This window comes from Streptomyces sp. NPDC002868 (assembly GCF_055563295.1).
In genome coordinates this window covers 17,827-37,453 of sequence record NZ_JBVHDR010000013.1, presented here as the reverse complement: position 1 = coordinate 37,453, position 19,627 = coordinate 17,827, and the positions used below count along the sequence as shown (strand labels likewise).

Below are 19,627 nucleotides of genomic sequence, written 5' to 3'. Positions count from 1 at the left end.
GATCATGAGTGTGCGCCGTGGCGGTCGCGAGAAACGTTGCCGGTTCGGCAAACCGGGCCGAGACGGGACTGGTGCGCCCGGCCGGATACTGAGCCGCCGGGTCAGTCCTGCCCTTCTTCCGCCGCCGCGGATTCCGCTGCGGCGGCGGCCGATTCGGCGGCATCCACGAGTTTCTTCATTTCGGTGACATCCGACGGTCCGGTGGTCACGGTGCCGTCCACCGTTCCGCTGCCCTTGCCGGTCCGGTCCTGCCCGCAGCCGGTGAGGGCCGTGAGGAGCAGAAGGGCGGTCGCGACGGCCGTAGCCATACGTCGGCGGGGCATCACTTCTCGCTCCCGTTGTTGTTCGCCTTGCACCAGGTCTTGACTGCGGTCAGGTCCTTCTGGCGCTTCTCGAGGGTGGGAACGAGGGAGCGGCGGAAGGTGAGTTTGTCGTTGAGGAAAGTCTCGATCTCGGTGTGACCGGCTGCCTTGGCGTTCTCGACCCGCTTCGCCAGCCGGGCGATGGAGCCGCGCTGCGTCGCATCCCCTTCGAGGCGGTCCAGTGCCCGCTCAAGGCGCTTCTCGATCTTTGGTACCCGCTTGCACAGGGCCTGCGCGCCATCACCGGTGGGCGCGGTGTCCGGCGACGGTGTGCCCCCGCCGGCGGAGGCTGTGCCTGCCGCGGCGGTGAGCAGTGCTGTGACGCTGGTCAGAGCCAGGGCAGCGGTCCTTGCGATCCTCATGACGGTGTCTCCTCCGGGAACGGGAACGGCAACGGGAACGAACGGGGCGAGGCCCCGGTTGCCTGCGCGTGCCCAGAAGTTAGGGGCTGTCCTTGTGGAAACCTTGTGGGTGCTCTGCAGTTCCGATCAGCCAGTCCCGCTCGGCCGGCAAGGGGATCTCGGTCTGCCTGCTCTCTCGGAGGGGGAGCCGGACCTCGATCCGCGCGCCACTGCCGCCGGGCCGGTCCTGGACCTGGACACGGCCTGCGTGCAGGGCGGTCTGCTGCGCGACGAGGGTGAGGCCGAGCCCTGAGCCGGGGCTGTCGGGCCTGCGCTCGAAGCGATGGAACACCGCGTCACGGCGTGACGGCGGGATGCCGGGCCCGCGGTCGTCCACCGTCAGCACCGCGACCGACCCCGTGGGATGTCCGCCCGCTCGCAGACCCAGCTCTATCCGGGCCCGTCCATCGCTGTCCCGCCCGTGAACCAGGGCATTGGTCAGCAGGTTGTCGATGATCGTCCGTACTCCCGGCGCCCAGCCATGCACGCTCAGGCGTGGCATGACCGGCACAGTGATCTCCACCGCGGAATGCCGGCGCCGGGCGTCGGCGACCGACGCGTCGATCACCTCCGCGAGGTCCACCGGGCCGAACGCGTCGGCCTCGATCAGGTCGCCCCGCCCGAGTTCCCTCAGCATAACCAGCAGGCCAAGCAGCCGGGAGTGCTCACTGTGCAGATCGTCCAGCACCTCGGCCCGGTCCGCCGGTCCGAGGTCGGGGTGCTCGGTGAGGATCTCCAGGTTGGTCTGCATGCTCATCAGCGGGGTGCGCAGTTCATGCGCCGCGGCGGCCGCGAACGACCGGGCGGTGGCCAGAGCACCCGTGGTCCGGGCGGCCTGTTCGTCGTAGCGGGCAAGCACCGTCTGCAGCGTCCGGGCGAGGTCGTCGACCTCGGTGACCCCGGTCCTTGTGTGGTCGAGCCTCGCCGTATCCGCCCTCGGGTCAAGACCGTTCGTGCGTTGCTGCAGCCGGCGCAGCGGGCGGCTCGCCCGTGAGGCGACGGCCAGAGCCAGCAGGCCGGAAACCGGAGCGGCCAGCAGCGCCACCATCACCACGCGCCGACGTACGAGAGCCAACTGGTCCTCGCTCGCGGTATCGGGGGAGAACAGCCACAGCGTGCCATCGACACCAGGACGCGAGCCCTGCACGCGGACCACTAGCACCCGCCAGTTCCTGGCCCCGTCCTCGACGGTGACCGGCCCCCGCGTGCTGTCCGGGAGGGGCACGGAAGCATCGGGCTGCGGTCCGCCCGAGACGGTGCCCTGCGGTCCGGTCAGCCGGATGCCGACATCCAGGCCTGAGGCGTACAACTGCCGCTCACGCGCCTGCTCGACCACCGCAGGACGGTCGGCGGCGGTGGCCCGCAGCAGCCGCCGGGCATCCTTGGCCACCACGACCGCGCGCTCGCGCAGATGCGCGTCCTGCTCGGCATGAAGATCACGGGCGACCAGCTGGAGCAGCAACCATCCCGCCGCCAGCACCATGACGGGCACGGTGACGCCAACGGCGAGAGCGATACGCGTGGACAGCTTCACGTGCTCCGGCCCCCGTTGTCCGAGCGATCGTTGTCCGAGTGGTCGTTGTCCGAGCGCAGGACGAAGCCGACTCCCCGCACGGTATGGATCATGCGTGCCCTGCCGCCGCTCTCCAGCTTGCGCCGCAAGTAGCTGACGAAGGTGTCGACGGCATCCGTGCGCACGTCGAAGTCGTACCCCCAGACCCGCTCCAGCAACTGGCTCCGGGTGAGCACGATGCCTGCATTGCGTGCCAGAACCCCCAGCAGCTCGAACTCCCGCCGGGTCAGCGTCAGCAACTCACCGCCCAGCCGCGCCTCGCGCGCCGCGGGATCCAGCACCAGATGGCCGATGCGCACCACGTCCGTGGCCCTAGGCGGCCGCCGACGCAACAGGGCTTCCAGCCGCAGCACCAACTCCTGCAACGCGAACGGCTTGACCAGATAGTCGTCGCCACCCGCCTGCAGCCCGGCAATCCGGTCCGTAGTCTCATCCAGCGCCGAAAGCATCAGCACAGGCACGTCGTTACCGTCGTCGCGCAGCGCCCGACACACCTGAATTCCGCTGAGATCTGGCATGGAAATGTCCAGCACGACCACATCCGTCGGCTCCCGGCGCGCATGGACGAGGGCGAGCCGCCCTCCCTCTGCCAGGGCCACCGTGAAACCGGCCAACCGCAGTCCACGCGCCAGCGAACGCCGGATCGCCGGATCGTCATCCACCACCAACACCCGTCCCCGACCAACGTCACCAGCCATCCGCCCCTCCCGCCCTCTCAGTACTCTGCGCCACGCCGGTACCCGCCCCATCCTGCGTTACCCGGGACGACGCGCGGGCCTGCACCGTTGTAGGCGTACAGGATGGCAAGCATCGAACTGTGGCCGGCCCCGGGTCAGCGAGGCGCGTACACGATCCAGATCTGTCCCGAGACGAAGGCCATGGACCTGCCGTCAGGCGTCGTGAATGCTGTCCCGGACTCGGCGGTGCCCCGTTCCCACTCGGCCTCGTGTGCTTTGCCGTTGCGCAGGACGAGCGCGGTGCCGGAGCCCACGGTCTCGGTGTACGGAGACGTGTTCCCCCCTCGGTCCTTGAAGCGCGACGGGCGCACGGCCACGTACTGCACGACCACGGTGGCCGCACCCAACTGCCGCCCTGCCGGTGTGCGGGAGGGGGTCCCGTCCATCGCCACCAGCCACTGTTGCCGGGCTGCCGACCACGTGAAGCCGAAGTGTGCGGCGGGATAGCGGACGCTGTACTCGGTCACCGGTCTGCCGCCCGGCGGCGGGGGACCGAAGCCGAAGCCGGCGTACTTGGCGGCGTTGACGCCGGGCGGGTCGCGCAGGGCGCGCTCGGGCCGTAGATAGAGGTTGTGCGGGGCGGCTCTGTCCCGGCTGCGGAAGTACGCGTCCGGTGCTTTCTCCGGTGGGAGTGCGTCCACGGGGGCTGCCTCGATGAGCGGCAGGAGCTTGGTCTGTGCCCCGGAGAAGGCGAGGGTCGGCCGGTCGAACTGACCAAGCAGCTCCAGGTCGCTTTCACGGGCGCTGCGCACCGGGCCGACGACGGGCGGCAGCTGGGAGGAGTAGACGGCGAGTATCCGGCTGAGCCCCGCCTCGACTTGCTCGACGTAGACGATGTCCGCCATTTCGAGTCCTGTCTGCGGCCGGGCCGGCACGACGTTGTCGATTTTGACCGCGAGGATGTGGGAGCCGGGCGCGGATTCGCCGGTGGACGGGGAGCGGCCGTCGGGCGTCTGCGTACCCTCACCGCCCTGGCACCCCGACACGGCAAGGGTGAGTGCGGCCGTCAGCATCGCGAGTGTGGCTGTGGCTGATCTCTTCTTCGTTTTCGCGGGCATGGCTGACGCCCTCGGGGAGCACTACGAATGGGTGGCACCTTCATACACCCTCGAACGCCCATCCGAACAGGTGTTGCGAGGCGGCAGGGGCGGGCAGCGGGCTTCTACGGCGCGGCGTCGCCCGGCTGAGGAGGCAGCGTCACCCGGACGGCCAGGTGCGGCAGCTCATGGACGATCAGAAAGGCCGATCAGAAAGGCTGCCCACCAGTGCCGCGGTCATGGCCGACAGCCGGATCAGAACCGCCCATGTCCAGCCTGAAGGGCGGGTACGCGTCGGTCATGAGGCCCGCGTAGGCAGCAACCCGCAGCACCCAGCGGTTGAGCCCGATGATGAGGTCGAACAGGTCCTTGGGATACTTCTCGGTGAAGGCGAGGATGACGGCGGCGATGATGGCCAGCACGAAGACAAGCCCACCGCCGCACGAGCCGGAACCGTACCCGCCGACGAAGAAGCCGATCACGATGTAGTGCGGGATGGCGAGCAGCCACCACTTCACCAGGACAAGGCCGCGCGACAGCCGCTCCGGGTAGGCGATGTCCAGCCGGGCCGGGTAGTCGGGCTCCGCGCCGAGACTGAACGGCGGGTAGCGGTCGGTGGCCAGTGCTCCGTACCCGTAGTAAGAGACCCACCAGGTCCAGCGCAGCACCCCGACATTGAAGTCGAACAGCGGCCGCGGATAGCGCTCCGTGATCAGGATGGCGAAGAACGCGACCACGCTGACCAGCATGAAGGCGATCCACAGGAAGATCAGCACAACGTAGTGGGGGATCAGGAGCAGCCATTTCACCAGCCACAACCAGCGCGACAGCGGTGCTTCCAGCGCCGCATCCACTCTCACCGGGTCGTATGCCGCTGGAGTCGTCGTCATGGCTGTCAGCTCCTTCGTGCACGAGGCCTCGTAGATCGAGGGGCTGATTCCAGATTGGGCCGGATCCGGGTCCGGCGCGAGCTCTGGACGGGCACATGGTGTTAGCCGTTCCAAGTCGAAGGTGGTGTTGAGGAATTCTCGTAGTCGTCGATATCGGACGTATCGCGGTGACTGTGTAACGCGTCATCCGCTTGCGACGCAGTTCCAAATAGGGAAGCGGACAGCGACCCCTTATGCGGCCACGGCCGGGATTTCTCCTGCGGGGGAGGTGACGCCGTGCGGTGGTCGCTCTTCCGTGCCGTCGAGGCGGTGTACGCGTGAGATTGGGACTCCAGTGAGTAATACCGAACCCCTGCCGGAAAACCAGCGATACGACGTCAACCAGGGCGCCAGCCACCGCTACGCGCGCGACGGGGACGGCTCCGCCGCGCGGCGGGCAGCCCTGGTCATCCACACAATCGCGGACATCGCCGCCGTGTTCCTGGGCATGTGGATCCTGCTCTACCTGCTCGAAGCCAACCAAGCGAACGTCTTTGTCGAGTTTGTGGAGGGAATGGCGGGCTGGTTGGCCTGGTGGTCACAGGACATTTTCACAATGGACACAGATGGCCTTCGCGTCCTCCTTAATTACGGCCTGCCCGCCGTGATTTACCTGCTGGTCGGACACGGAATCGCCGCACGGCTACGCCGCCTCTGACTGTCAGCCGCGGGCCGGAATCAGGCCGTGTTCCGCGAAGCCGGGCGTCCACCAGACGCGGACGTCCGCGGTGACCGCGAACGCCTCGATGCCGTCGAGCGACTGGATCCATCCGCGGGCGTCGTGGCCCATCGCGAACGCGGCGGTGGCCATGGCGTCCACCTCGGTGAGGTGCCGTCCGACCAGGGTGATCGAGACCAGCCCGGTCGCAGGCCGTCCGCTGTGCGGGTCCACGATGTGGTGGCCCCGCTCGGCGGTGCCGGATGTTGCGACCGCCAGGTCACGGCCGCGAACCACGGTGGTGAGATCGCCGGGGTGCAGAGGATGGGCGACACCGACACTCCAGGGGCGACCGGGCACGGCCTCACCTCTTGCCTGGATGTCGCCACCGCCGTTGACGCAGTGGTGCCGGGCGCCCGCCTCGTAGAGGATCCGCGAGGCCCGCTCCACCGCCCAGCCCTTGACCATGCCGGACGGGTCGAGGCGCCCGCCGGGCGTCGCGGTGAACCGTCCGCCGCTGGTGCGGTCGGCGGCCCGGCACAGATCGAGCACCTCGGCCACCTCCTGGTCGCACTGACCGACGGTCAGCTCACCCCGCCCGAGGCGGCTGATCTGGCTGTCAGGGCGATAGGGGGAGAACACCGCGTCGACCCGGTGCAGCCAGGCCACCGCGTCGGCCAGCGCCCGGGTGACTGCGCGGGTCCGCTCGCTCCGGACGGCGAACGAGAACACGGTGCCCATCGCGTGCTCCACATGGCGCAGGACCTGGTCCTCACCCACGGGCCCGGTCCAGCGCACTTTGCAGGGAGGAGATGTAGCCCTCGCTGGTGAAGGTGGCGCTCGACACGGCGTCGATCTGTGCGTTCTGCGCGGCCAGCGCCTGCTGGGTCAGCCGCGGCACGGCGTCCGCGCTGGGGCCACGCTCGTGCACTCCCTGCAGGACGTCCACCGCGGTCAGCCTGCCCTGGTCCATGGTGATCCTGACCTGCACCGGTCCCTGGGCGGTGGTGACGGTGTCCCCGGTGAAAGCGCCCGACAGCCGGCCGGGGTCCCGGGTGGCCGAGGGGCTGCCGCCCGTCGGCCCGCCGTTGGGCGCGCCGGTGGTGGACGGTGAGACCGGGGGTGTGACCGGCGCCGCGGAGGCGGCGGTCGGACTCTGGTGCGGTTTCAGTGACAGCATCAGCACCACGCCGGCGACTGTCGCCGTGGTTGCCAGTACGGCTCGGCTCACAGCGGTACCTCCTCAGAACTCGAACGACTCGTGGTGGATATGGCGACCCGGCACCCCGGCGTCCCGCAGGGCGCCCTTGGCGGCCGCGGTCATCCCCGGCGGCCCGCACAGGTAGACCTCGTGGTCCGCCAGGTCCCCGATCGCGTCGCGCAACGCGTCCGCCGTCAGCGGCAGGGAATGCCCCGCGCCTTCACCGATCGCGTAGAGCACCCGGGCACCGCGCACGGCGGCTATCTCGTCCAGCTCCCTGCGCAGCGCCAGATCCTCCTCGCGGCGTGCGTAGTAGAGCAGGGTCATCTCGCCGGGCAGAGTCTCGAACAGCGCGCGCAGCGGGGTGATGCCGACGCCGCCGGCGAGCAGCAGCACCTTGGACCGGCTGCGGCGGGCGGCGGTGAAACCTCCGTACGGCCCTTCGGCCCACACCCGGGTGCCGGGCCGCAGGCGGGCCACCGCACGGCTGTGTCCGCCGGCCTCCTTGACGGTGATCCGCAGATAGCGGGGGTCGGCCGGAGCGGACAGCGAGTACGGGTTGGCGGTCCACCACATTCCCGGGGCGAGGAAGCGCCAGCGGAGGAACTGGCCGGGCTCCGCGCCGAGGCGGTCCAGCTTCTCGCCGGTGAGGTACACGGACACCACTCCGGGCGCTTCGGGGTGGACCTCGGCCACTCGCAGTCGGTGGCGCAGCGCCCGCAGCAGCGGGCTGAGGAAGCGGTACCGCAGCAGCAGCGCCGCAACTGTGAGGTACAGCGTGTACCAGGCCAGCCGCGCAGGACGGTCCGCCATGAAGTCAGCACCGTTCGACAACTGGTGGAAGAAGGCCAGATAGACCGCGAGATAGGTGCAGAAGTGCAGGTAGTGCCAGGTCTCGTAGCTGAGGCGGCGACGCGCGGCCCTGGCCGACACAGCGCCGACCATGACAAACAGCAGCATGCCGATGGTGCCCTTCAGCATGTCCGGGTATCGCAGCACCAGAGTCGTGGTCATGTCCACGACGCTGGTGCTGGAGGTGATGGAGTACCCCCAGATGATCAGCAGCGTATGAGCGAGCGCGAGGGAGACGGTGTACCGCCCGCCGATCGCATGCCAGCGGGCGAGCCGGTCACTGCCCACGCCCCGGTCGAGCGCCGGGATCCGCGCCATCAGCGCGAGCAGAACGGCGCAGGCGTAGCCGGCCAGGAGTCCGGTGATGCGGCCGGCGCCCGTCAGCCAGCCGTCGATGCCGACGACCGAGGACGTGTTCCGCCACCACAGAGCCAGTACCGCCGCCGCACCGGCGTGGATCACCACCAGTACCGCCGCGGCAGGCAGCCGCCACGGCCGTCGTTTCGGCGGCGACGCGTGTCGTGGCACGGACGTGGCCGCGCCGGTGTGCTGGACGGTGGTCATCGAGGCTCCCCTTCAGCTGGACTCCAGGTGCCGGCCTGGGATTCCGTGGGCGCCAGGCCCCCCGAACCGGCCGGTGGCTCACCCTGACAGCGGAATTTCTGGGTTTCCTCTGAAGACGGGCCCTCGGCGGGGTCGACCGGTGGACTCAGAGGAAACACAGAGGTTGGGGCGGGATACTGCGAGGACCATGGACACGCACGCCACCTCCGCGACCGACGACGTCTCCGCAGCGTCCGCGCCCGCCCTCACCGACAGGCCCGTGACCGACGCCTCTGCCGCCGCACCGGCCGCTCTGCGTCGTCCCGACGGCACACCGGCGCGAGTGCTTGTGGTGGACGACGAACCCGACCTGGCCGGCATCCTCTGCGACGTTCTGCGTTCCGAGGGCTGGGAGGTCAAAGCAGTCGGCACCGGCGAGGACGCGCTGGCCACCGCCTCGCAGTTCCATCCCGATGCGGTGGTGCTGGACGTGATGCTGCCCGACATCAACGGTCTGGAGGTCCTGCGCAGGCTGCGCGCCGCGGCGCCGGGGGTGTGCGTGCTGTTTCTGACGGCGCGGGACGCCGTGGAGGACCGCATCGCCGGGATCACCGCAGGCGGCGACGACTACGTCACCAAACCGTTCAGCCTGGAGGAGGTACTCGCCCGGCTGCGCGGGCTGCTGCGCCGGGCGGGAATGACGCGTACGCCGGACACCGGCAGACTGCTGGCCGTCGGCGACCTGGTGATGGACGAGGACGCCCGCGAGGTGTCGCGCGCCGGACAGGTGGTGGATCTGACGCCCACCGAGTTCGAACTGCTGCGTTTCCTGATACGCAACCCGCGGCGGGTGCTCAGCAAGGCACAGATCCTGGACCGCGTGTGGAGCTACGACTTCGGCGGCCAGGCCCATGTGGTCGAGCTCTACATCAGTTACCTGCGCAAGAAGATCGACGCCGGACGCACCCCCTTGATCCACACGGTGCGCGGAGTCGGCTACGTACTCAAGCCGGACGTGCGATGAAACGTCTCTCGATACCGTCCGCCCGCAGCCTCAGAGTGCGGCTCACCCTCGGCCTGGTGGTGCTGCTGGCTCTGAGCTGCCTGGCGGTCGGCGTTGCCACGACCGCTGCTCTGGAAGGCTTTCTCGTCCGTCGGCTCGACCAGCAACTGACGGCGGTCGGCGGCCATTTCCCGGCCAGCCTGGATCCTGCCAAGGCGTCAAAGGCGTCCGCGTCCGGCCCCGACACCCGCGGGCAGTCCACGGGCACCTTCGGCGCCTGCGTTCTGGACGGGGCGGTGACCCAGGCCGCCGTGGTCCGCGACCGGACCGAGATCTCGGTGCCGCTGAGCGCGTCCGACCGCGAGAACCTGGTGCGGGTGCCCGCCGACGGCCAGGGCCGCAGCGTCCACCTCTCCGCGCTGGACGAGTACCGAGTGATGGGAATCCGCGGCCCGGCGGGCGATGTGCTGATCACCGGATTGCCGCTGCGACCGGTGGAGGAGACCGTACGCCGGCTGCAACTGGTCGAGGCAGTGGTCTTCGGCGGGGCTCTGCTCGCTGCCGGTGTCGCCGGCGCGCTCTGGGTGCGGCTGTCGCTGCGCCCGCTGCGGCGGGTGGCCGCGACCGCCTCCCGGGTTGCCCAGCTCCCACTCGGTGGCGGCGAAGTGGCCATGCCGCAACGGGTGCCGGACACCGATCCGCGGACCGAGGTGGGCCGGGTCGGCAGTGCGTTCAACCGGATGCTGCAGCACGTCGAGGATTCGCTGGCGCGCAGGCATGCCAGCGAGCAGCGGCTGCGCCGCTTCGCCGCCGACGCCAGCCATGAACTGCGCACGCCGGTGGCTTCGATTCGCGGCCACGCGGAGCTCGCGCTGCGCAGCCAGGCGCCGATCCCGGACGAGGTACGGCAGAGGCTCGGCCGGGTCCAGTGCGAGTCGGTGCGGATGGGCGAGCTGGTGGACGACCTGCTGCTGCTGGCCAGGCTGGACGCCGGCCGCCCGCTGGCCGGCGAACCGGTGGACCTGACCCGGCTGGTGCTCGACGCGGTCAGTGACGCCCGCGCCGCCGGACGGGACCACCGCTGGATCATGGAACTGCCGGAGGAACCGGTGGTGCTGCGGGGCGACGAGCGGGGACTGCAGCAGGTGCTCACCAACCTGCTCGCAAACGCCCGTACGCACACACCGGCGGGTACCCAGGTCACCGTCCGCCTCGTGGAGCGGGAGGACGAGGTGGAAATCCTCGTCCAGGACGACGGGCCAGGTGTGCCCGAGGGGCTGCAGTCCGCGGTCTTCGACCGGTTCGTACGGACCGATGACGGCCGGGCGAGAAGCGCCGGCGGTACGGGCCTGGGGCTGGCGATCACCCACGCGGTGGCCACCGCGCACGGCGGGCGGGTCGATCTGACCAGCCGCCCCAGCCACACGGCCTTCCGGGTGTGCCTTCCGCGACTGGTGGAACCGTAGCGCCGCAGCGCAGATCTGGGCCGCCGTGCCCCGCTCGGCCAGCGGTCAGTGCTTGTCCTGGCGCGGACTACCGCTGCTACGCATGCGCGTCCTCCTCACCGCAGCGCCTGGCCGGGACCACCTTCCGTCACCCTCGCACCGCAACAGCCTTCGCCCTCACGGAAGTTGTGCCTGACATGAGAAAATGACCACGGCGCTCCTGGCCACACCGACGTCGGTGTGGCCAGGAGCGCCGGCTGTCTGACGGAGGAGGAACGCATGGACATGAACGCCGGTTACCGGCTGGCCGGGTCGCTGGTCGAGCAGGGCCGCGTCGAGGAGGCCATCACCGTTCTTCGTACACACCCAGGCGGGGCCGCCGCACGGAATCTGCTGGTCCGCCTGCTTATCAAGCAGGGCCACATCGAGGAGGCCATGGCCGTCGCGCAGGCCCGCGCCGACGCCGGTGACCAGGATGCGGCTGCCTGGGTAGTCCGGCTACGGTCCGTCGAAGGTCTCGACGACTGAGATCGGCCACCGCAACCGATCCCCGGTGTTCCAGCCGGTGGGATCGAAGCGCAGATGAAGGACTTCTGCCTCGACCACCACCTCGACCTGCGGGCCTTCTACCAGCGCGCGGCTTCAGCAGGTCACGGTCCAAGGAGAACAGGCACGTGTGCGGCTCGTCGATCGCTCATGTTCGCCCCTCCTTCAGCACCAGCAGGAGCCGTCGGCCCTGACGGTCCGTCAACGGCGTCCGGCGACGGCCGAGCGCACCGTCTATGCCTGGACCAGTTCGGCCGACGGGTTGGCGCCGGCGGACACGGCCTCGCCGAGCGCGTGGCGCAGTACCCGTTCCCGCTCCCGCGGATCGGTGGCGGCGAGCAGTGCGGTGAGCACTGCGATCCGAGCCTGGCCGGCCCGCAGCGTGCCGGTCGGCACCGCACCCGCGGCCACGAGGTCGACCGCGCCGCCGTGGGTGTAGATCTCGGTGACCGGCCCGGCCTGGACCCGGGTGGTCAGGGCGACGAGCACACCGCGGGAGGTGGCGGCGGAGACGGCGTCGACGATCTCGGGGGTGGCGTTGCCGGCGCCGGTGGCCACCAGGACGATTCCCTGGGCCCCCGCGTGCACGGCCGCGTTCAGCAGCAGCGGGTCGGCGTCGGCGTGGTGCATCACCATGTCGACGCGGGGCAGGGTGTCCGGGATGACGGGCAGGCCCAGCGCGGCCGGGCGCTGGGGGTGGCGCAGTACGGAGATCCGGCCGAATCCGACGTTTCCGATGCGGGGGCCGGACGGGTCGCCGAAGGCGTCGGCGGCGAGCGTCTGCGTCTTGACGGTGCCGCGGGCTGAGTGCACCTTGCCGTCGAAGGCGACCAGTACCCCGAGACTGCGCGTCGTCGCGGCGGTCAGCAGCGCGTCGTGGAGGTTGCCGGGTCCGTCGCCGTCGGCCGCGTCGAGCGGAAGCTGGGCGCCGGTGAAGACGACCGGGCGCGGGTCGTCGTGGTGGAGGTCGACCAGGAACGCCGACTCCTCCAGGGTGTCGGTGCCGTGGGTGACGACGATGCCTTGCACGCCGGGGTCGGCGAGCACCTCGTGCACCGTGTGGAGCAGGGTGAGTTGGTGAGCGGTGGTGAGACGCGGACTGTTCACGCTGAACAGATCGACGACCTCGACGGTGACGCCCTCGGGCAACGGGGCGGTCGCCATGACCTCTTGGCCACCCGCGTCGGCGGCGAACCCTGAACCTTGCCAGCGGCTGGCTATCGTCCCGCCGGTGCTGATGACGACGACCCGTCCCACAGCGCCTCATTCCCTGTTCGTGCCGCAGGTGTGGCGGCGAATTTTGGCGAGGCACGCTGCCCGGCCTCGCTCGTGGCCCTGGCCGGGCTGCGCCCCATGGCTGACCCGGGGATGCCGGAGCAGTCGAGCGCAATGATAGGAGCCTTGCCCCGCAATATGATCGCTCATTTTGGCTTCGTTGCAACATGAGCTGGTGGATAATTGCGCCATGGATGGAATTGACCGAGATATCTTGCGTGAGCTTCAGAATGATGGACGGCTGAGCAATCAGGAGCTGGCACAGCGGGTGGGTCTGACCCCCTCGCCGTGCATGCGCCGTGTCCGGCAACTGGAGCAGGACGGGGTGATCCAGGGCTATCGCGCGGTGATCGACCCGGAGGCGGTCGGCCGGAGCTTCGAAGTCCTCGTCTCCATCGAGGTGAAGCGCGACCGCGAGGTGGTCGAGGCCTTCGAGGCCGGCCTCCAGGACATCCCCGACGTCATCGAGGCGTACCGGCTTTTCGGGAGCCCGGGATGCCTGCTGCGTATCGCGGTCGCGGATCTGCGCGCGTACGAGCGGCTGTGGATCGAGCAGCTGACCGCGTTGTCCGGCGTCACCGAGGTCAACTCGCAGATCGTCATGAAGCGGATCAAGGAGCCTCGCGGTCTGCCGGTGGACGGCTGACGCCTCGCGCTCCGGTCCGCCGGTTCCGATGGGGGCGAGACCACGTCATGCCGTCCCGGCGCCGGCCCGCGGTTCGGGAACGCGGCTGTCGCCTGTGGGAACACGCGGGCCGGCACTGCGGAGCAAGCGCTCGAGCGGGTGCTCCACCCAGTGATAGGCACATGCGGAAAGGGCCAGACTGGCCAGGATCACCACCAACCACACCTGGGCCGTGTCGAGTACGTCCTCCGGGCGTCCGTACCTCCCCAACCACACCCGGATGACGACCTCGTGGATGAGGTACCAGGCGAACGACCAATGCCCCAGCCGCACTGCCCACGCTCCGCCGAGACCGGTCCTCCGGCCGTCCTGGTCCGCGCGGGCGGCCGCTGCCACAAGTAGCGCGAAGACGGGCGCGGAAAGCAGTTGCGAGGCCTGGTACGGGCTGTACCAGAGGGTGTCGGGAACGGCCTGCGACCAGGGCACCAGCGCGAGGTGCCAGCCGATGGTCAGCACCACGGCCGGCCACAGACCGATGGGCGGCCGCCGGCCGCGGGCCACCGCGAGGCCGGCCACGACACCGAGGAGGAACTGCAGCGTGCGGGTCAACGGCAGATAGTCGAGGGCCCAGACCCGCAGGCTCGGGTCGCCGATCAGGGATCCGCTCAGCCACACGAGGAGGGTGCCCACACAGACCATGACCCAGATCCGGCGGCGGCCGCGGCCCGAACGCAGGGCCGGGAGCGCCATCAGCAAAGGGAAGATCAGGTAGAACCATGCCTCGTCGCTGAGTGACCATGCGGCGGGATTTCCACCCTTCAGCACGGTGTTGTCCGGTATCCAGGCATGGACGAGGAGCAGCGACGCGACCACGGCCTTGGCCGACACCGCCTTGCCCAGCGCGACCCAAGCCCCGACGGACAGCACAGTCGTGGCCGCGAGGAGCGGCCAGATACGGGCGAAGCGCCGCCAGAGAAAGACCCGCGTGGGTACCTGCTTGCCGTCGTACGTCCATGCCAGGACGAATCCGGACAGTACAAAGAAGAAGGTCACTCCGCTGCGGCCGTACCAGACGGCCTCGCTGGCGCCGGGTATCTGGCCGACCTGCCGGGACAGGTGGTACAGCACCACCAGCAGAGCCGCCCAGAAACGCAGCCCGGTCAGGGAGGCCAGCCTGTCCCTGCCGGACAGGTCGGCGGAGGATCGGCGGGGGCGGGGCCTGTGTCGCATCGAGTGATTATCGCCAGCGATCAGGGCCTTCTTCACGCAGGCCTGCCCGCGCTCGCCTTGTCGGGCGACCTGCCCGCGCTCGCCTTGTCGGGCGACCTCCCCGGTCTCGCCGCACGGGCCCGTAGCGTGTCCCGATTTTTCAACTCCCGCCACAGACGGGCTGGATAGTCCTACTATTGGCGCCTTGCCGGGCCCAATTTGGGGGGTTCCCGGCCTGACCCCGAGGGACGTTCATGCTCCGTACCCGCTCCATAGCCGCTGCCTCGACCATCGTGGCCTTCGCCGGCCTCATCGCCCTGCCTTCGCCTGCGCAGGCGGCCGGCTCGGTCCATCTGTACAAGATCTACTACGACAGCCCCGGCTCGGACCGCGGCGCCAACTCGAGCCTGAACGCGGAGTACGTGCAGATCCGCAACACCACCGGCGGTGCGGTCAGCCTGAAGGGCTGGGTGCTGGTCGATGCGAAGAACCACAAGTACACCTTCGGCACCTTCACGCTCGCCAAGGGCAAGACGGTTACGGTGCGCACCGGCAAGGGCACCAACACTGCGGCCAACCGCTACCAGGGCCGCGCGTGGTACGTGTGGAACAACGACAAAGACACCGCCACCCTGAAGAGGGCGAACGGGACCAAGGTCGACACCTGCTCCTACAACTCGACCCGGGTCGACTACAAGATGTGCTGACCGGCGGCTGGGTGCCGCGGCGGCCGACGGGCCCCGCCCGGGGAAGCCGTCGGCCGCAGTCGGGCGGCGTGGCCCGTCAGGGCGTCAAGGTCGCTGATTCAGGCTCGCCCGCGTCCTTCGGCGCCTGCAGCCGCGAGTGGTGGCGGCTGTACAGCACATACACCGCCAGGGCCACAGCAATCCAGCAGGCGAACATGGCGTACGCCGGCAGCGGCAGTCCGTAGAGCAGGTAGCCGCAGAAGGCGATGGACAGCACCGGCACCACCGGGTAGCCGGGGACCTTGAAGCCGCGGTCGAGATGGGGCGCCCTGCGGCGCAGGATGATCACGCCCGCCGAGACGACGGCGAAGGCCACCAGCGTGCCCAGGCTTGTCAGGTCCGCCAAGATGTCCAGCGGGAACACCGCGGCCAGCAGGGCCACGAACGCACCCACGATGACCGTGCCCAGCACCGGGGTGCCGGTGCGGCGGTCGACCCGGTGGAAGGCGGCGGGGAGCATGCCGTCGCGGCCCATGGAGTACAGGATGCGGGTCTGCCCGTACAGCACCACGAGCGTGACGCTGACGATGGAGAGCACCGCGCCCGCCGAGAGCACCACCCCTGGCCAGCCGGCCCCGGTGACCTTCGCCAGGATCGACGAGAGGCCCGCTTCCTGGCCCGCGAACGCCGTCCACGGCTGGGCGCCGACGCCCACCAGGGCCACCAGCACGTACACCGTGGTGACCACGAGGAGTGCGCAGATGATCGCAAGTGGAAGCGTGCGGCGGGGGTTGCGTACCTCTTCGCCGGCCGTGGAGACGGCGTCGAGACCGATGAAGGAGAAGAAGACCGTGGAGGCCGCGGCGCCGATACCCGCCATGCCCATCGGGGCGAAGGGGTGCAGGTTCGCCGAGTCGAAGCCGGTGACACCCAGCACCACGAAGAGCGCCAGCACCGCCAGCTTGAGCAGCACCATCACGGTGTTGACGATCGCCGACTCCTTGGCACCGCGCACCAGCAGTACGCAGCACAGCAACACCAGTACTGCGCCGGGCAGATTGAGGTAGCCGCCGTCGCCGGGTGGTGCGGATATGGCTGCCGGCATCTGCACGCCGAAGAGGCGCTGGGTCAGGTCGTTGAGGTACTGGCCCCAGCTCACCGCGATGGCCGCGCCGGAGACGGCGTACTCCAGCAGCAGGCACCAGCCGACCGCGTAGGCCGCGAACTCGCCGAGCGTGGCGTAGGCGTACGAGTACGACGACCCGGAGACCGGTACGGCGGAGGCGAGTTCGGCGTAGCACAGGGCGGTGAGGGCCGCCGTGACCGCGCCGATGGCGAAGGAGAGGATGACCGCGGGACCGGCCTCGGGGACAGCCGCGTTGAGGGCGAAGAAGATGCCGGTGCCTATCGTGGCGCCGATGCCGATCATCGTGAGCTGGAATACGCCCACGGTGCGGCGCAGGCCGCCGTCGGCTGCTTCGGCGTCCGCGAGGAACGCCTCCACCGGCTTGCGTCGCAGGAGTTGGTGGCGCAGTGTCACATCGAGTCTCAAGGCAGCCTCATTCCAGGGAGCGGGTGGCGGGCGAGTCGTCGTCAGGGGAGGTCGCGGCGCATCAGGTCTGCGTGGGTCTCCCGGCGCACCACCGCGCGGGACTGCCCGTCGCGGCAGAAGACCACCGGCGGCCGGCAGGAGCCGTTGTAGTTGTTGGAGAGGGAGTAGGTGTAGGCGCCCGTGACCGGTACGGCGATCAGGTCGCCCGGGCGCGGGTCGTCCAGCAGTACGCCGGCGCTCAGCGTGTCGCCGGATTCGCAGTGCCTGCCGACGAGCCGGCACGTTTCACCGCCGCCGACCCGGGTGGCGACCGTGGCCTCGAACCGCTGCCCGTACAGGGACACTTCGAGGTTGTCGCCCATGCCGCCGTCCACGGCGACGAAAGTCTCGCCACCGCCACGTTTGACCGTGACGACGCGGTAGAGCGAGACTCCCGCCTCGGCCACCATCGACCGGCCGGGCTCGACGATGACGCGGGCACTGGCGGGCAGCAGTGCGTCGGCCGCGGCCGTGAGGGTGTCCAGGTAGTCCTCGACGCTCGGCGGCCGGTCTTGGTACGTGTAGCGGGAGCCGAGGCCGCCGCCGAGGTCGTACACGTCGAAGTCGCCCAGCTCCGCCACCGCCTCCACGGCCTGGAGGAACGGCTCGGTGTCGAGGATCTGCGAGCCGACGTGCACATGCAGCCCGTCCAGCCGCAGCCGGTCGCTGCCGCGCAGCCGGGCGATCGCCTCGCGGGCCTGGGGCAGCAGCAGACCGAACTTCGACCCGCGCTGGCCGGTGGAGATCGCCTCGTGGGTGTCGGGGCGGACGTCGGGTGTGACTCGGACCAGGACGGGCTGCTCGCGGCCGGGGGTGTCGGCGAGGATGCGTTCCAGGCGGTCGATGTCGTCGAAGTTGTCGATGACGACCAGGCCCGCGCCGGTCTCGACGGCCGTGCGGAGGTAGTCGTCGGTCTTGGCGTTGCCGTGCACGATCACCTTCGCCGGGTCGGTGCCTCCGGCCAGGGCGAGGGCCAGCTCGCCGTCGCTCGCGACGTCGATGGAGAGGCCCTCCTCGGAGAGCAGCCGGTAGACCGCCGTGCAGGGAAAGGCCTTGGAGGCGAAGGCCACCGCCGAGTTCGGCCGACGGGCGGTCAGCCCGTCGGCGTAGCGGCGGGCGCGGGTGCGCAGCGCGCCCTCGTCGATGAGCAGGGCGGGGGTGCCGTAGAGCTCCGCCAGCGCGGCCACATGGCACCCGCCGATGCGTAGGCCCCCGTCTGGTGCGGTGACGGTGCCGGGCGGGAAGAGTCCGAGCAGATCGTTGTACGAGGGTTCGTCGTACGGGAGGCGGACGGGCGTCGCGGTCCCGGGGACCATGGGCCTTCTCCTTGCTAGGTGTTGCTGCGTGCCATCGGGCCGCCGCGTGCCGGCTCCCGGACGGGGAGCGGTTCCGCACCATGCTGAGGCCGACGCCGGTCCGCGTCGTTGGCGCGATCGCCTAAGGTCTGGCCATGGAGATGACGGATTCGCCAAATGTGCCGAGCCTCGGCGGCACCAGCGAGGAGCTGTTCGCTCTGGCCAACGCCGTCGCCGCGGTCATCGGCGGTTCCGTGGCGATTGAGGACCTCGACCACCGGGTGCTCGCGTACTCGTCGATCCCGGGCCAGCGGATCGACGACCTGCGCCGGCGCGGCATCCTGGAGCGGCGCGTCCCCGACGATCCCGAGCAGGTGCGCCAGTACCGGGAGGTCCTGGCCGCGCCCGGAGCCGTACGGCTGCCGGTCATCGCGCCCGACGAACTGCCGCGTGCCGCCGCCGCCATCCGGGCGGGGGACCTGCCGCTGGGCACCATCTGGGCGATCGAGGGGGTGTCCCCGCTCGACGCGGCGGGCAACCGGGCGCTGCTGGATGGCGCGAGACTCGCGGCGTTGCACATGCTGCGCCGCCGCAGCTCGGCCGAGCTCGACCTGCGGGCGCGCGAGGACGCACTGCGTGCCGCGTTGCGAGGCGACCAGACCGAGCAGGAGATCCGCTTCCACCTCGGTCTGCCCGAGCGACCGCAGCTGATGCTCCTTGGTTTCGCACCGGCCGCGTACGGAACCGACCGCACGGGCCCGGCGGTCGTCCGGCTGGGCGCCGCGGCCGCCCGGCACTGGGCCGCCGTGCACGACGAGGCGGCGGTGGCCACCGTCGGCCGTACCGTCTACACCCTGCTGCCGCAGACCCGTCCCGCCGAGGCCCGCCGCCTTGCGGAGCAGGCCATCGCCGCACTTGGCCGCATCCTGGAGATACCGCTGCGCGCAGCCGTCAGCCGCGCTGCGGGCGGACCGGCCGAACTGCCGGAGCTGCGTGCCGAGGTGGACGACATCCTCCGAGTGACCACCGCGTCGCCGGACACGCCGGCCGTCGCGGGACTCGCCGAGACGCACGCCCAGGTGCTGCTGCTCCACTTCGCCGACGAGCTCGCCCGCAGGCCGCGGCTCCGCCATCCCGGCATCGATGCCATGCTCGAGCACGACCGTCTCCGGGACACGGATTACGCCGCGTCGGTCGCCGCCTGGCTGGACGCGGTCGGCCACGTGGGCGAGGCCGCGAAACGGCTGACCATCCACCCCAACACCCTCAAATACCGGCTCCGCCGCGCCCGCGAGCTGTTCGGGATCGACCTCGACCACCCCGACGTCCGGCTCTCCTGCTGGCTGCAACTGCGGCTGACAGGGGCCGACGCGGGTGCCCGGTCTGGCCCGTCCTGACCTGGTGATACGGCGACGGGCGCCCGCGCCGGGGCGGCCGGTCGAAGACCCCCGCCCGCCACCGCTCCAGGCGGCGCCGGCAGGTCTGTCCGGAGCCGAACCCCGGCTCGGGCGGCAGCGGTTGCCAGGCGATGTCGTTGTGCAGGACGTACAGGATGCCCTGAAGACAGAGCCGGTCCGGCACCGGCCGGGGTGTAAGCGGCGGCGTGCCGCCGCTTCGCGAGGAGGTTGTCCGACCACAGCGGACGATGAAGGGAAAGGG

20 protein-coding genes and 1 pseudogene are annotated in these 19,627 nt (G+C 70.2%); 7 read left to right on the top strand and 14 right to left on the bottom strand.

Annotated elements, in window-relative coordinates; all coding sequences use genetic code 11:
* Positions 1-101: 101 nt before the first annotated feature.
* From ACZ3H8_RS31725 to ACZ3H8_RS31700, 6 genes are all read right to left on the bottom strand, one after another.
* Positions 102-323 (bottom strand): hypothetical protein, encoded by a 222-nt coding sequence (locus tag ACZ3H8_RS31725; protein ID WP_467407694.1) that lies wholly within the window; start codon positions 321-323, stop codon positions 102-104.
* Complete coding sequence (locus ACZ3H8_RS31720; RefSeq protein ID WP_467407692.1) at positions 323-724, bottom strand: hypothetical protein; 402 nt, start codon at positions 722-724, stop codon at positions 323-325. Before ACZ3H8_RS31720 ends, ACZ3H8_RS31725 begins: the two co-directional genes overlap by 1 nt.
* Positions 725-803: 79 nt before the next feature.
* A complete protein-coding gene (locus tag ACZ3H8_RS31715) occupies positions 804-2,297 on the bottom strand; it encodes a sensor histidine kinase (RefSeq protein ID WP_467407690.1) in 1,494 nt (497 codons plus the stop codon).
* Entirely contained in the window at positions 2,294-3,034 is a 741-nt protein-coding gene (locus ACZ3H8_RS31710) for a response regulator transcription factor (protein WP_467407689.1), read from the bottom strand. The genes ACZ3H8_RS31715 and ACZ3H8_RS31710 overlap by 4 nt, the downstream gene beginning before the upstream one ends.
* Before the next feature lie 134 nt (positions 3,035-3,168).
* Positions 3,169-4,131, bottom strand: a complete 963-nt coding sequence (locus tag ACZ3H8_RS31705) for a DUF3048 domain-containing protein (protein WP_467407688.1) — start codon at positions 4,129-4,131, stop codon at positions 3,169-3,171.
* Between the two features lie 188 nt (positions 4,132-4,319).
* Positions 4,320-5,000 carry a DUF4389 domain-containing protein gene (locus ACZ3H8_RS31700; RefSeq protein ID WP_467407686.1) on the bottom strand — a complete coding sequence of 227 codons (681 nt, stop codon included), beginning with the start codon at positions 4,998-5,000 and terminating at the stop codon, positions 4,320-4,322.
* 334 nt (positions 5,001-5,334) lie between these two features.
* Between ACZ3H8_RS31700 and ACZ3H8_RS31695 the strand changes: the two genes are divergently transcribed.
* Positions 5,335-5,697: a hypothetical protein gene (locus tag ACZ3H8_RS31695; protein ID WP_467407685.1), complete on the top strand. Its 363-nt coding sequence runs from the start codon at positions 5,335-5,337 to the stop codon at positions 5,695-5,697.
* 3 nt (positions 5,698-5,700) lie between these two features.
* Here ACZ3H8_RS31695 and ACZ3H8_RS31690 read toward each other — a convergent pair whose 3' ends face one another.
* Genes ACZ3H8_RS31690 through ACZ3H8_RS31680 form a run of 3 tightly spaced genes read right to left on the bottom strand, consistent with a single transcriptional unit; the run spans position 5,701 to position 8,314 of the window.
* On the bottom strand, positions 5,701-6,438 hold the full coding sequence (locus ACZ3H8_RS31690) for an FAD:protein FMN transferase (protein WP_467407873.1): 738 nt from the start codon (positions 6,436-6,438) through the stop codon (positions 5,701-5,703).
* 31 nt (positions 6,439-6,469) lie between these two features.
* Positions 6,470-6,928, bottom strand: a complete 459-nt coding sequence (locus tag ACZ3H8_RS31685) for an FMN-binding protein (RefSeq protein WP_467407683.1) — start codon at positions 6,926-6,928, stop codon at positions 6,470-6,472.
* Positions 6,929-6,940: 12 nt separating this feature from the next.
* On the bottom strand, positions 6,941-8,314 hold the full coding sequence (locus tag ACZ3H8_RS31680) for a ferredoxin reductase family protein (RefSeq protein WP_467407682.1): 1,374 nt from the start codon (positions 8,312-8,314) through the stop codon (positions 6,941-6,943).
* Between the two features lie 187 nt (positions 8,315-8,501).
* On the opposite strand from ACZ3H8_RS31680, the gene ACZ3H8_RS31675 reads away from it, so the two are divergent.
* From ACZ3H8_RS31675 to ACZ3H8_RS31665, 3 genes are all read left to right on the top strand, one after another.
* The gene (locus ACZ3H8_RS31675) at positions 8,502-9,317 is read left to right on the top strand and encodes a response regulator transcription factor (RefSeq protein WP_467407680.1); all 816 of its coding nucleotides are present in this window, start codon (positions 8,502-8,504) and stop codon (positions 9,315-9,317) included.
* Positions 9,314-10,762 carry a sensor histidine kinase gene (locus tag ACZ3H8_RS31670; RefSeq protein WP_467407679.1) on the top strand — a complete coding sequence of 483 codons (1,449 nt, stop codon included), beginning with the start codon at positions 9,314-9,316 and terminating at the stop codon, positions 10,760-10,762. Before ACZ3H8_RS31675 ends, ACZ3H8_RS31670 begins: the two co-directional genes overlap by 4 nt.
* A 258-nt stretch (positions 10,763-11,020) precedes the next feature.
* The gene (locus tag ACZ3H8_RS31665) at positions 11,021-11,269 is read left to right on the top strand and encodes a tetratricopeptide repeat protein (RefSeq protein WP_467407677.1); all 249 of its coding nucleotides are present in this window, start codon (positions 11,021-11,023) and stop codon (positions 11,267-11,269) included.
* A gap of 252 nt (positions 11,270-11,521) precedes the next feature.
* Here ACZ3H8_RS31665 and ACZ3H8_RS31660 read toward each other — a convergent pair whose 3' ends face one another.
* A complete protein-coding gene (locus ACZ3H8_RS31660) occupies positions 11,522-12,544 on the bottom strand; it encodes an asparaginase (protein WP_467407676.1) in 1,023 nt (340 codons plus the stop codon).
* 208 nt (positions 12,545-12,752) lie between these two features.
* Here ACZ3H8_RS31660 and ACZ3H8_RS31655 point away from each other — a divergent pair, with 208 nt between their 5' ends.
* Positions 12,753-13,208 carry an Lrp/AsnC family transcriptional regulator gene (locus ACZ3H8_RS31655; RefSeq protein WP_467407674.1) on the top strand — a complete coding sequence of 152 codons (456 nt, stop codon included), beginning with the start codon at positions 12,753-12,755 and terminating at the stop codon, positions 13,206-13,208.
* A gap of 45 nt (positions 13,209-13,253) precedes the next feature.
* Here ACZ3H8_RS31655 and ACZ3H8_RS31650 read toward each other — a convergent pair whose 3' ends face one another.
* Positions 13,254-14,417 (bottom strand): acyltransferase family protein, encoded by a 1,164-nt coding sequence (locus ACZ3H8_RS31650; protein ID WP_467407673.1) that lies wholly within the window; start codon positions 14,415-14,417, stop codon positions 13,254-13,256.
* 233 nt (positions 14,418-14,650) lie between these two features.
* On the opposite strand from ACZ3H8_RS31650, the gene ACZ3H8_RS31645 reads away from it, so the two are divergent.
* Positions 14,651-15,103, top strand: coding sequence for a lamin tail domain-containing protein (locus ACZ3H8_RS31645; protein WP_467407672.1), 453 nt, complete (start codon positions 14,651-14,653; stop codon positions 15,101-15,103).
* A gap of 76 nt (positions 15,104-15,179) precedes the next feature.
* Here the strand turns inward: ACZ3H8_RS31645 and ACZ3H8_RS31640 are convergent, their stop codons facing one another.
* On the bottom strand, positions 15,180-16,634 hold the full coding sequence (locus ACZ3H8_RS31640; RefSeq protein WP_467407670.1) for an APC family permease: 1,455 nt from the start codon (positions 16,632-16,634) through the stop codon (positions 15,180-15,182).
* A 41-nt stretch (positions 16,635-16,675) separates the two neighbouring features.
* Positions 16,676-17,989 (bottom strand): diaminopimelate decarboxylase, encoded by a 1,314-nt coding sequence (gene lysA / locus ACZ3H8_RS31635; RefSeq protein ID WP_467407669.1) that lies wholly within the window; start codon positions 17,987-17,989, stop codon positions 16,676-16,678.
* Between the two features lie 134 nt (positions 17,990-18,123).
* Here lysA and ACZ3H8_RS31630 point away from each other — a divergent pair, with 134 nt between their 5' ends.
* Positions 18,124-19,365, top strand: coding sequence for a PucR family transcriptional regulator (locus tag ACZ3H8_RS31630; protein ID WP_467407667.1), 1,242 nt, complete (start codon positions 18,124-18,126; stop codon positions 19,363-19,365).
* 49 nt (positions 19,366-19,414) lie between these two features.
* Here the strand turns inward: ACZ3H8_RS31630 and ACZ3H8_RS31625 are convergent.
* Positions 19,415-19,549, bottom strand: a pseudogene (locus ACZ3H8_RS31625) (transposase); the annotation flags it as partial.
* Positions 19,550-19,627 lie beyond the last annotated feature (78 nt).